Raw genomic sequence first — 11,836 nt, forward strand, 5'->3', positions numbered from 1 at the left:
ATATTGCGGATCGCGAGTCTGCGGACAACTTCATCCGCATGACCCGCTCCTACAATTCGCCGATCACTTGGTGGCGGCGCCATCCGGAACGAACACGTAGCCCACGCCCCAAACGGTCTGGATGTAACGCGGCTTGGACGGATCGGGTTCGATCATCCGGCGCAGACGGGAGATCTGCACGTCGATGGAACGCTCCAGGGCATCCCACTCGCGGCCACGGGCCAGGTTCATCAACTTGTCGCGGGTCAGTGGCTGACGCGCGTTCATCACCAGGGCCTTGAGTACCGCGAACTCACCGGTGGTGAGCATGTGCACTTCGTCGCCGCGCTTGAGTTCGCGGGTGGCCAGGGACAGTTCGTAGTCACCGAAGGTCACGCTTTCGTCTTCACTGCCCGGTGCGCCCGGCACTGGCGCCGACTGACGACGCAAGACCGCTTTGACGCGAGCCATCAGCTCGTCCGGGTTGAACGGCTTGGCCAGGTAATCGTCGGCGCCCAGTTCCAGGCCCTTGATGCGGCTCAGCTCGTCGCCCTTGGCGGTGAGCATGATGATTGGAATCTGATTGTTTGCTGTGCGCAGGCGGCGGCAAGCGGTCAGGCCGTCTTCGCCGGGCAGCATCAGGTCGAGGACGACCAGGTTGAACACTTCACGCGCCAGCAGGCGGTCCATTTGTTCCGTGTTCGGTACGGCGCGGGCGCGGTAGCCCTTGCTGACGAAAAAACGTTCCAGCAGGCTGCTGAGCCCCGGATCGTCGTCAACAATAAGAATTTTTTCGCCTTCAGCAGTGTTTGCAGTGCTGCTCATTGGATGCTCCTTTGATCTCGGCGCGCATTATGGCGTAGCTGCCGTTATACGCACCGTGTGCATTGTTAGCAGATTTTTCCTTGATCGCCAGCAAACCGGTGATTGTGCCTACAGCCTGCGATGCCCCCGAAAGACCGAACGCTGGTTATAATGCGCGGCCTTTTGTGTCAGGCAACGTCTGATCATTACGCCGGGCAGCCGCTTTTTATTTTCATGGCGCCGGCAGTAATTGTTCGATTTCACGGGTCAACGGGATGCCTGTTGATCCAGGTAGCGGCGCAGGCCAGGCCGCTCAACCAGACTCGTCGAGGCCTTATCCCTGCGCCTGCGAGCCTGCTTTCACAATTTGTCAGGTGGTTTTATGGACAGCATCAACAGCCGCATCGCCGAGGAACTCGGTGTACGCCCACAACAGGTCGAAGCGGCCGTCGCGCTACTCGATGAAGGCTCCACGGTGCCCTTCATCGCCCGTTACCGGAAAGAAGTGACCGGCAGCCTCGATGACATCCAGTTGCGTCATCTGGAAGAGCGTCTGCGCTACCTGCGAGAACTCGACGAACGGCGTATCAGCATCCTGGCGAGCATCCAGGAACAAGGCAAGCTGACCCCGCAATTGGAGCGGGACATCAAGCTCGCCGACACCAAGACCCGCCTCGAAGACTTGTACTTGCCGTACAAGCAGAAGCGCCGCACCAAGGGCCAGATTGCCCTGGAAGCCGGCCTCGGCGACCTGGCCGACGGCCTGTTCAACGACCCGAGCCTGACGCCGGACGTCGAAGCCGCGCGCTTCGTCGACGCCGAAAAAGGTGTGGCCGACGTGAAGGTGGCCCTCGAAGGCGCCAAGTACATCCTCATGGAGCGCTTCGCCGAAGACGCCGGCCTGCTGGACAAGCTGCGCAGCTACCTCAAGCAGGAAGCCACCCTCAGTGCCCGCGTGATCGCCGGCAAGGAAGAGGAAGGCGCCAAGTTCCGCGACTATTTCGAACACGATGAACCGCTGAAAAGCATGCCGTCGCACCGCGCGCTGGCGATTTTCCGTGGCCGCAACGAAGGCATTCTGAGTTCGGCGCTGAAAGTCGGCGACGAACTGCCGGGCACCATGCACCCATGCGAAGGCATGATCGGCCAGCAATTCGGCATCCAGAACCAGAACCGCGCCGCCGACAAATGGCTGGGCGAAGTGGTGCGCTGGACCTGGAAGGTCAAGCTCTACACCCACCTTGAAACCGACCTGCTGGGCGAGCTGCGCGATGGCGCGGAAACCGAAGCGATCAACGTCTTCGCCCACAACCTGCACGACTTGCTGCTGTCGGCCCCGGCCGGCCCACGCGCCACCCTGGGCCTCGACCCGGGCCTGCGCACCGGTTGCAAGGTCGCCGTGGTCGATTCCACCGGCAAGCTGCTGGATCACGCCACGGTTTACCCGCACGTACCGCACAACAAGTGGGACCAGACCATCGCGATCCTCGCCGCCCTGTGCGCCAAGCACGCGGTGGACCTGATCGCCATCGGCAACGGCACCGCCAGCCGTGAAACCGACAAGCTGGCCGCTGAGCTGATCAAAAAATACCCAGCGATGAAGATGACCAAAGTCATGGTCTCCGAGGCCGGCGCATCGGTTTACTCGGCGTCGGAACTGGCTTCCAAGGAATTCCCGGACCTCGACGTGTCGATCCGTGGTGCGGTGTCGATTGCCCGTCGCCTGCAAGATCCACTGGCCGAGCTGGTGAAGATCGATCCGAAATCCATCGGTGTCGGCCAGTACCAGCACGACGTGTCGCAGCTGAAACTGGCGCGCGGCCTGGACGCTGTGGTTGAAGACTGCGTGAACGCCGTGGGCGTCGACGTGAACACCGCCTCTGTGGCGCTGCTGGCCCGTATCTCCGGCCTCAACGCGACCCTGGCACAGAACATCGTCAGCCACCGCGACGAGCACGGCGCGTTCAAAACCCGCGCCGCGTTGAAGAAAGTTGCGCGTCTGGGCGAAAAAACCTTCGAACAGGCCGCCGGTTTCCTGCGCGTCATGAACGGCGACAACCCGCTGGACTCGTCCGCGGTTCACCCGGAAGCCTATCCGCTGGTGCAACGCATTGCCGCTGAAACCGACCGCGACATTCGCTCGCTGATCGGCGACGCGAGCTTCCTCAAGCGCCTCGATCCGAAGAAGTACACCGACGAAACCTTCGGCCTGCCGACGGTCACCGACATTCTGCAAGAACTGGAAAAACCCGGTCGCGACCCGCGTCCCGAGTTCAAGACCGCCGAGTTCCAGGAAGGCGTAGAAGACCTCAAGGACCTGCAACTGGGGATGATCCTCGAAGGCGTGGTGACCAACGTGACCAACTTCGGCGCGTTCGTCGACATCGGCGTGCATCAGGACGGTTTGGTGCACATCTCTGCGCTTTCGGAGAAGTTCATCAAAGATCCGCGTGAAGCGGTGAAGGCCGGTGATGTGGTGAAAGTGAAGGTCATGGAAGTCGACATCCCGCGCAAACGCGTTGGCCTGTCGATGCGCATGAGCGACACCCCGGGCGAGAAAATCGACGGTGCCCGTGGCGCGCGTCCGGGTTCGGCTCCGCGCCAGTCCCAGAACAGCGCGCCGCGCAAGGAAACCACGGCGGCGGCCCCGGCCAGCAACGCCATGGCTTCGCTGTTCGCCAACGCCAAGCAGTTGAAGAAACGCTGATGGAGATTCCTGCCGGGCTGACCGAAAGCGCGTTTTTCAAGCTGCTGGGGTGCCGCTTGCACAGCCTGGAGACCGGGGTGGCGCAAGTCGCCCTCGGGCTTGCGCCAGAGCTGCGCAATCGCGGCGGCAAGCTGCACGGCGGGGCCTTGTTCAGCCTGGTGGACATTGCCATGGGGCTGGCCTGTTCCAGCACCCACGGCTTTGACCAGCAGAGCGCGACCATCGAGTGCAAGATTAACTACATTCGCGCCGTCGCCGACGGTGAGGTGATGTGCACGGCGCGGGTGATTCACCCGGGCCGCCGCACGCTGGTGGTCGAAGCGGATGTGATGCAGGGCGACAAACTCGTCGCAAAAGCACAAGGCACGTTCGCTGTCCTGTAGCTAGATGTCCCCCATTTGAGTTAATTTCAGCGCAATGCATCCTGTAGGAGCGAGCTTGCTCGCGATGGACGTTAACGATGACGCGTGCTTGCTGAATGAACGCGCCGCCCTCACGTCCTTCGCGAGCAAGCTCGCTCCTACAAAACCAGGCGAAAACGCCAGTTTTAACTTCACCCTTGTAGACCGTCTTGCCCACCCCCATATTGGGGCGACTGACGCGTGAAGGAATCCAACTTGAGCGAACTTCTCAACCGCCGCCTGGCTCTGCTCGGCGAGCGCGCTAACCTCTCTCTGCTCGAACAGTGCCTTCACGGCATCGAACGTGAATGCCTGCGCGTGACCGGCGAAGGTCGCCTGGCGCAAACGCCGCACCCGGAAGAATTGGGTTCCGCGCTGACCAACGAACAAATCACCACCGACTATTCCGAGTCGCTGCTGGAGTTCATCACGCCCGCCCTGCCCGACCCGGCCGATACGCTGGCGAGCCTGGACAAGATTCACCGTTTTGCCTACAGCAAGCTCGGCAACGAGTACCTGTGGAGTCCATCGATGCCGTGTCCGTTGCCGGCCGAGGAAGACATCCCGATCGCCTATTACGGCACGTCCAACATCGGTCAGCTCAAGTACGTCTATCGCAAGGGCCTGGCCCTGCGGTACGGCAAGACCATGCAGTGCATTGCCGGGATTCACTACAACTTTTCCCTGCCGGAAAAGCTCTGGCCTGTGCTTAAAGAGGCCGAAGGCTTTGTCGGCACCGACCGCGACTATCAGTCGTCGGCCTACATCGCACTGATCCGTAACTTCCGTCGCTACAGCTGGCTGCTGATGTACCTGTTCGGTGCATCGCCAGCGCTAGATGCCGGTTTCCTGCGCGGTCGTTCACACCAGTTGGAGCAACTGGACCCGGACACCTTGTACCTGCCCTACGCCACCAGCCTGCGCATGAGCGATCTGGGTTACCAGAGCAACGCCCAGGCCGGTTTGACGCCGTGCTACAACGACCTCGCGAGCTACACCGACAGCCTGCGCAAAGCGGTGGCCACGCCGTATCCGCCGTATGTCGAAATCGGTACGCACCAGGACGGTGAGTGGGTTCAGCTCAACACCAACATCCTGCAGATCGAAAACGAGTACTACTCCAACATCCGCCCGAAACGCGTGACCTACACCGGCGAACGGCCGATCCAGGCGCTGGTGGCCCGTGGCATTCAGTACGTTGAAGTGCGTTGCCTGGACATCAACCCGTTCCTGCCGATGGGCATCGACCTCACCGAGTCGCGATTCCTCGACGCGTTCCTGCTGTACTGCGCGCTGAACGACAGCCCGCTGCTGACCAACACCTCGTGCGGCAACGCGACGTCGAACTTCCTCAGCGTGGTCAAGGAAGGTCGTCGTCCTGGCTTGCAACTGCAGCGTGACGGTCAACCGGTGGACCTGAAGGAATGGGCCAGCGAGCTGCTGGAAAAAATTGCGCCGTTGGCAGCGATGCTCGATGAGAGCCATGGCGGCGATGTCCACAGCAAGGCACTGGATGCGCAACTGGCCAAGGTCAAGGATTCGTCCCTGACGCCTTCGGCCCAGGTGCTGGCGGCAATGGCCGAGCACAAGGAGAGCTTCAGCCAATTCTCCCTGCGTCAGAGCCGGGCGCATGCGGAGTATTTCCGTAGCGAGCCGCTTTCGATCGAAGATCAGGCGAAGTTTGAAGAGCGGGCGCGTTCGTCGCTGGCTGAACAGGTCGAGCTTGAGCAGAACGAAGTCGGCGATTTCGATGTGTTTGTCGGGTCGTATCAGGCGAGCATTCTGGCGATCAGTAATTAATTGCTGAAGGTCCTGCGGACCTTTTCGCCAGCAAGCCGGCTCCTACAGGTCCGGGACCGCGACCAAATCGTGTGCTTGACCTTGTAGGAGCTGGCTTGCCAGCGAAGGCCGCGCCGCAGTCTGAGTCTTAGAATTTTCCGCTCATAAGCTCATTCGAAAAAGTTATTTATTTTCTAGTTCTTATATCATTTAGTCTCCTTTTCACGCCGATCCTCGGTCGCCTGACAAGGAGCTTCCCAATGAAACTGCATTTCCCTCTTCGCCTCCTGGCGGCCGCGTCGCTGGCTGCGGCGAGTTTCTTTGCCCAGGCCGCCGACGTGACGGTCGCCTACCAGACCACCGTTGACCCGGCGAAAGTCGCCCAGGCCGACGGCGCGTACGAAAAAGCCACCAACGCCAAGATCGACTGGCGCAAATTCGACAACGGTGCCGACATCATCGCCGCCATCGCCTCCGGTGACGTGCAGATCGGCTACCTCGGTTCCAGCCCGCTGACGGCGGCAATCACCCGCAAAGTCCCGGTTGAAACCTTCCTCATCGCCACGCAGATCGGTGCTGCTGAAGCCCTGGTCGCTCGCGACGGTTCCGGGATCAAGACGCCTCAGGACCTGATCGGCAAGAAAATCGCCGTGCCATTCGTTTCCACCGGCCATTACAGCCTGCTGGCCGCGCTGAAGCACTGGAACATCGACCCCTCGAAAGTCACCGTCCTCAACCTCGCCCCGCCCGCCATCATCGCGGCGTGGAAACGCGGTGACATCGACGCCACTTACGTGTGGGACCCAGCGCTGGGCGTGGCCAAGGAAAACGGCAAAGTGCTGATCACCTCCGGCGAACTGGCCAAGTTCGGCGCGCCGACCTTCGATGCCTGGATCGTGCGTAAAGACTTCGCCGAGAAGCACCCGGAAATCGTCACCGCGTTCGCCAAAGTGACCCTGGATGCCTACGCCGATTACCGCAAAGCCCCGAAAGCCTGGCTCGCCGACCAAAGCAACGTCGACAAGCTGGTGAAACTCTCCGGCGCCAAGGCCAGCGACATTCCGCTGCTGCTGCAAGGCAACGTCTACCCGCTGGCGGCTGATCAAGTGATCACCCTCGGCGCGCCGACCACCAAGGCCATTACTGACACCGCCGCGTTCTTGAAAGAGCAAGGCAAGGTCGAAGCCGTGCTGCCGGACTACGCCCCGTATGTCAGCGCTAAATACATCACCAACTGATCGGAGTTAATTGCGATGGCTTTGCTACAGCTGGAGCGCATCAGCGCACAGTACCCAGGCAGCCCGGAACCGGTGCTGGCGGATATTTCCTTGAGCCTTGGGCCCCAGCAATTGCTGGTGGCCCTCGGCCCGTCCGGCAGTGGCAAGACTTCGCTGTTGAACCTGATTGCCGGTTTCGTCGAGCCTAGCGCCGGGCGCATCACCCTTGATGGCGTGCCAGTCAAAGGCCCGAGTGCCGAGCGCGGCGTGGTGTTCCAGGATGCCGCGCTGTTGCCTTGGCAAGACGTTCTGGCCAACGTCGGTTTCGGTCTGGAACTGGCGGGTGTTTCCCGGGAAAAACGCGAAATCCGCGCTCGGGAAATGCTCGCACTGGTTGACCTTTCCGGCTTCGAAAACCGGCGCATCTGGCAGCTCTCGGGCGGCCAGAAGCAACGCGTCGGCCTCGCTCGCGCACTCGCTGCCGACCCTCGGGTTTTGCTCATGGACGAGCCCTTCGGCGCCCTCGATGCCTTCACCCGCGAACAGATGCAGGAGCTGCTGCTGCAAGTCTGGCAGCGCACCGCAAAACCGGTGTTCCTGATTACCCACGACATCGAAGAAGCGGTTTTTCTGGCCACGGACCTGATTCTGTTGGCACCGAACCCTGGGCAAATCGTCGAGCGCCTGAGCCTGGACTTCGGTCAGCGTTACGCCGCAGGCGAGTCGGCACGGGCGATCAAATCCGACCCACGCTTTATCGAAACCCGCGAACACGTGCTCGCCAAAGTGTTCTCCCAACGCAGCGCCGCCACGCGGCAGGAGCGCGCATGAGCAGCTATGAAATTCCGGCCGTGACGGTGAAACCGGGTTCAACAGTGATCCCGCTGCGTCGCAGTTTGAGTACGCGCTGGATCAGCGTGCTGACGCTGGTCGCGCTCATTGCCATTTGGTGGGCCGTCACCGCCACGGGGATGATCGAACCGCTGTTCCTGCCGCCGCCGTCCGCCGTGCTGCAAAAAGGCTGGCTGCTGGTGACCACCGGCTACATGGATTCGACCTTGTGGCAGCACTTGGGCGCGAGTCTCAGCCGAATCGGCCTGGGCCTCGGTTTTGCGGTGCTGACCGCCGTGCCGGTTGGCATCGCCATCGGCCATAACCGCATCGCCCGCGGCATTCTCGACCCGCTGATTGAGTTCTACCGGCCGATTCCACCGCTCGCCTATTTGCCGCTGATCGTGATCTGGTGCGGCATCGGTGAGTTGTCGAAAGTCTTGCTGATCTACCTGGCGATTTTCGCCCCGATCGCCATTGCCACCGCCACCGGTGTGCGCACCGTCGACCCGGCCAAATTGCGCGCGGCGCAGTCGTTGGGCGCGACACGGGCGCAGTTGATTCGCCATGTGATTCTGCCGAGCGCGTTGCCGGATATTTTGACGGGTGTGCGGATTGGTTTGGGTGTGGGTTGGTCGACGCTGGTCGCTGCCGAGTTGATCGCCGCCACCAGCGGTTTGGGCTTCATGGTGCAGTCGGCCGCGCAGTTCCTGGTCACCGATGTGGTGGTGCTGGGGATTCTGGTGATCGCGCTGATCGCCTTCGCCATGGAAATGGGCCTGCGCGCCCTGCAACGCAAACTGGTGCCATGGCACGGCCAGGCTCACTAAAACATTCGAATTACCCCTTTTTTTGGATCAACCCTGTAGGAGCTGTCGAGTAAAACGAGGCTGCGATCTTTTGATCTTGCGCTCTAAAAACAACATCAAAAGATCGCAGCCTCGTTTCACTCGACAGCTCCTACAGGTGCGGTGTCACCGCCCCCAGGATTGAAGAGAAAGACCATGAGCAACCTGACAATCGTCCCTTTAAGCTCGGCACTCGGCGCGCAAATCAACGGCATCGACATCAGCCAGCCGCTGAACCTGGAACAACGCGACGCCATCGAGCAAGCGCTGCTCAAGCATCAGGTGCTGTTCTTCCGCGACCAACCGATCGAGCCGCCACAACAGGCACGTTTCGCCGCCAACTTTGGCGACCTGCATATTCACCCGATCTACCCCAATGTGCCGGAACAGCCGGAAGTGCTGATCCTCGACACCGCCGTCACCGACGTGCGCGACAACGCGATCTGGCACACCGACGTGACCTTCCTGCCGACCCCGGCCATGGGCGCAGTGCTCAGCGCCAAGCTGCTGCCGGAGTTCGGTGGCGACACGTTGTGGGCCAGCGGCATTGCCGCGTATGAAGCGTTGTCCGCACCAATGAAAACCTTGCTCGAAGGGCTGACGGCGACTCACGACTTCACCCGCTCGTTTCCTCTGGAGCGCTACGGCAACACGCCAGAAGCGCTGGCCCAGTGGGAAGAAGCACGCCGCAAGAATCCGCCGCTGTCGCACCCGGTGATTCGTACGCATCCGGTCAGCGGACGTCGGTCATTGTTCGTCAATGAAGGGTTTACGTCGAAGATCAATGAGCTGTCGGAGACTGAAAGCGAGGTGATTCTGAAGTTTCTGTTTGCCCACGCGACGCGGCCGGAATTCACGATTCGCTGGCGTTGGCAGAAGGATGACGTGGCGTTCTGGGATAACCGCGTGACACAGCATTACGCCGTTGATGATTACCGGCCGGCGCGGCGGGTGATGCAGCGGGCGACGGTGTTGGGGGATGTGCCGTTTTTTCAGTGATAAGCCAGTTTTGTACTGATTTCGATGGCCTCATCGCGGGCAAGCCCGCTCCCACAGTAGATCGGCATTGACCAATATTCTGCGGCCAACCGATAACCCTGTGGGAGCGGGCTTGCCCGCGATGGGGCCAAAATAAACGCCGGAAAATCCGGCGCCGAATGCTTACTCAGCCGTCGAAGGCTTCTCCCAAAGATTGATCCCGCCCTCTTGGGCAAACCGGTCAATCTCCGCCAGTTCTTCTGCGCTAAAGCTCAGATTCTTCAACGCCCCGACGTTCTCGATAATCTGCTCCGGCCGGCTCGCGCCGATCAGCGCCGAGGTCACACGCGGATCGCGCAACGTCCAGGCCAACGCCAACTGCGCCAGGCTCTGGCCACGACGCTTGGCGATCTCATTGAGCCCGCGCACATGGGCGATGTTGGCTTCGGACAGGTGCGAGGACTGCAACGAACCACCGCCCGGACGATTGACCCGCGCGTCCTTCGGAATGCCGTTGAGGTATTTGTCGGTCAACAGACCCTGCGCCAATGGCGTAAAGGCAATCACGCCGGTGCCGAGTTCGTCGGTGACATCCAGCAGATCCTTTTCCACCCAGCGATTGAGCAGGTTGTACGCCGGTTGGTGAATCAGCAACGGCACTTTCCACTCTTTCAACAGCGCAGCCATCTCACGGGTTTTCACCCCCGAATAGGACGAGATGCCGATGTACAGCGCCTTGCCCTGCTGCACGGCGGTGGCCAGTGCGCTGGCGGTTTCTTCCAGCGGCGTGTCCGGGTCGAAGCGATGCGAGTAGAAAATATCCACGTAGTCCAGGCCCAGGCGTCGCAGGCTCTGGTCGAGGCTGGCCAGCACGTATTTGCGCGAACCGCCGCCCTGACCATAAGGGCCGGGCCACATATCCCAACCGGCTTTGCTGGAGATGATCAGCTCATCGCGATACTGCTTGAAGTCTTCACGCAGCAAACGCCCGAAATTGATCTCGGCACTGCCGTACGGTGGGCCGTAGTTGTTGGCCAGGTCGAAGTGGTTGATGCCCAGGTCGAACGCGGTGCGCAGCAACGAGCGTTGGGTGTCGATCGGCGTGCTGTCGCCGAAGTTGTGCCACAGGCCCAGCGAAAGCGCCGGCAGCACCAGACCGCTGCGACCCACGCGGCGGTAAGGGATAGAGTCGTAGCGGTTTTCGGCAGCGGTGTAAGTCATCGAATCCTCTCTTGTCTGTCTTTGAAGGTGGTGTCGACTGCTTCGCAAGTCGCCCAGCATACGCCCAGACAAACGCCGATAAACCCCGGATTCGAGAAAATGCTGAAACGTTTCATAGGCCACCTCTCAAACAGCCCCCGCGAACACCTCCCCCAACCAATCCACAAACACCCGAACCCGTGGCGACATGTGGCGGTTGTGTGGGTACAGCACTGAAACCGGCATCGGTGGTGGGGGGGGGTCGATGAGGATTTCCTGCACCAGGCCTTGGGAAATCTGCGCTTCCATTCGGTAATGCGGGCACTGGGTCAGTCCCAGCCCGGCGATCGCCGATGCCGCGTATATCTCTGCACCGAACACTGAAAGCGCGCCTTCGATGGCCACTTCCTTCAACTCGCCAGCGACCATGAATTCAAATGGAAACTGTTTGGCGGTGGTGCGTGAGACGTAGTTCACCGCGCGGTGGTTTTTCAGGTCGTCGAGGTTTTTCGGTTCGCCGTATTTGCGCAGGTAGGCGGGGCTGGCGCAGGTGATTTGGCGCAGGTTGGCAACGCGGCGGCCGATCAGCGCCGAATCGCCCAGCGTGCCGGCGCGCAGCACGCAGTCGACACCTTCGGTGATCAGGTCGACAAAGCGGTCGGCCTCGCTGATGGACAGTTCGATGTCCGGGTAGCGCGCCATGAATTGCGGCAACGCCGGGATCACGAAGTGCCTGGCCAGCGTGCCGTGCAAGTCCACGCGCAATCGGCCCTTCGGTGCCACGCCGCGAAACGCCAGTTCGGCTTCTTCCAGTTCTGCCAGCAACTGCACGCAACGCTGGTAGTACGCCTCGCCGTCCAGCGTAGGACGCACCTTACGCGTACTGCGCTCGAGTAAACGCGTACCGAGCCAGGCTTCGAATTGATTCAGCGTATGGGTCAGCGTCGCGCGTGGCAGGTTCAAGTCATCCGCCGCCAGGGTGAAGCTGCTGCGCTCGTAGATCCGCACGAAAACCTTCATCGCTTTGACTTGATCCACGCGGCACTCCTGGCACTCGATTGTTGGTGATTATTGAACAGTCAAGGCAACTCT

At 61.0% G+C, this 11,836-nt stretch carries 10 protein-coding genes; 7 read left to right on the top strand and 3 right to left on the bottom strand.

The genetic code is table 11. The features are described from left to right. Positions 1–63: 63 nt before the first annotated feature. A complete protein-coding gene (gene ompR / locus AEQ67_RS11990) occupies positions 64–804 on the bottom strand; it encodes an osmolarity response regulator transcription factor OmpR (RefSeq protein WP_059404068.1) in 741 nt (246 codons plus the stop codon). 361 nt (positions 805–1,165) lie between these two features. Here ompR and AEQ67_RS11995 point away from each other — a divergent pair, with 361 nt between their 5' ends. From AEQ67_RS11995 to tauD, 7 genes are all read left to right on the top strand, one after another. Further along, the gene (locus AEQ67_RS11995) at positions 1,166–3,490 is read left to right on the top strand and encodes a Tex family protein (protein WP_059404069.1); all 2,325 of its coding nucleotides are present in this window, start codon (positions 1,166–1,168) and stop codon (positions 3,488–3,490) included. Then, positions 3,490–3,873: a PaaI family thioesterase gene (locus AEQ67_RS12000; protein WP_007903088.1), complete on the top strand. Its 384-nt coding sequence runs from the start codon at positions 3,490–3,492 to the stop codon at positions 3,871–3,873. Before AEQ67_RS11995 ends, AEQ67_RS12000 begins: the two co-directional genes overlap by 1 nt. A 234-nt stretch (positions 3,874–4,107) precedes the next feature. Next, positions 4,108–5,691, top strand: a complete 1,584-nt coding sequence (gene gshA, locus AEQ67_RS12005) for a glutamate--cysteine ligase (protein ID WP_059404070.1) — start codon at positions 4,108–4,110, stop codon at positions 5,689–5,691. Between the two features lie 239 nt (positions 5,692–5,930). Beyond that, positions 5,931–6,908, top strand: a complete 978-nt coding sequence (gene tauA, locus AEQ67_RS12010; protein ID WP_059404071.1) for a taurine ABC transporter substrate-binding protein — start codon at positions 5,931–5,933, stop codon at positions 6,906–6,908. A 15-nt stretch (positions 6,909–6,923) separates the two neighbouring features. Next, a complete protein-coding gene (gene tauB / locus AEQ67_RS12015) occupies positions 6,924–7,718 on the top strand; it encodes a taurine ABC transporter ATP-binding subunit (RefSeq protein ID WP_059404072.1) in 795 nt (264 codons plus the stop codon). Further along, on the top strand, positions 7,715–8,548 hold the full coding sequence (gene tauC, locus AEQ67_RS12020; protein ID WP_059404073.1) for a taurine ABC transporter permease TauC: 834 nt from the start codon (positions 7,715–7,717) through the stop codon (positions 8,546–8,548). The genes tauB and tauC overlap by 4 nt, the downstream gene beginning before the upstream one ends. Positions 8,549–8,722: 174 nt before the next feature. Further along, positions 8,723–9,565: a taurine dioxygenase gene (tauD, locus tag AEQ67_RS12025; RefSeq protein ID WP_059404074.1), complete on the top strand. Its 843-nt coding sequence runs from the start codon at positions 8,723–8,725 to the stop codon at positions 9,563–9,565. 162 nt (positions 9,566–9,727) lie between these two features. On the opposite strand, the gene mgrA is transcribed toward tauD, so the two are convergent. Next, positions 9,728–10,765, bottom strand: a complete 1,038-nt coding sequence (gene mgrA / locus AEQ67_RS12030) for an L-glyceraldehyde 3-phosphate reductase (protein WP_059404075.1) — start codon at positions 10,763–10,765, stop codon at positions 9,728–9,730. A 126-nt stretch (positions 10,766–10,891) separates the two neighbouring features. Next, positions 10,892–11,782, bottom strand: coding sequence for a LysR family transcriptional regulator (locus tag AEQ67_RS12035; protein WP_059404076.1), 891 nt, complete (start codon positions 11,780–11,782; stop codon positions 10,892–10,894). Positions 11,783–11,836 lie beyond the last annotated feature (54 nt).

Origin of the sequence: Pseudomonas sp. RIT-PI-q (assembly GCF_001297125.1) — a bacterium.
In the GTDB taxonomy this organism is placed as follows: Bacteria; Pseudomonadota; Gammaproteobacteria; order Pseudomonadales; family Pseudomonadaceae; genus Aquipseudomonas.

Bases quoted from the DNA above. Each gene is read 5' to 3' on its own strand.
- ompR (WP_059404068.1), bottom strand. From the start codon at position 804: ATGAGCAGCACTGCAAACACTGCTGAAGGCGAAAAAATTCTTATTGTT.
- mgrA (WP_059404075.1), bottom strand. From the start codon at position 10,765: ATGACTTACACCGCTGCCGAAAACCGCTACGACTCTATCCCTTACCGC.
- tauC (WP_059404073.1), top strand. From the start codon at position 7,715: ATGAGCAGCTATGAAATTCCGGCCGTGACGGTGAAACCGGGTTCAACA.
- AEQ67_RS11995 (WP_059404069.1), top strand. From the start codon at position 1,166: ATGGACAGCATCAACAGCCGCATCGCCGAGGAACTCGGTGTACGCCCA.
- tauA (WP_059404071.1), top strand. From the start codon at position 5,931: ATGAAACTGCATTTCCCTCTTCGCCTCCTGGCGGCCGCGTCGCTGGCT.
- tauB (WP_059404072.1), top strand. From the start codon at position 6,924: ATGGCTTTGCTACAGCTGGAGCGCATCAGCGCACAGTACCCAGGCAGC.
- tauD (WP_059404074.1), top strand. From the start codon at position 8,723: ATGAGCAACCTGACAATCGTCCCTTTAAGCTCGGCACTCGGCGCGCAA.
- AEQ67_RS12000 (WP_007903088.1), top strand. From the start codon at position 3,490: ATGGAGATTCCTGCCGGGCTGACCGAAAGCGCGTTTTTCAAGCTGCTG.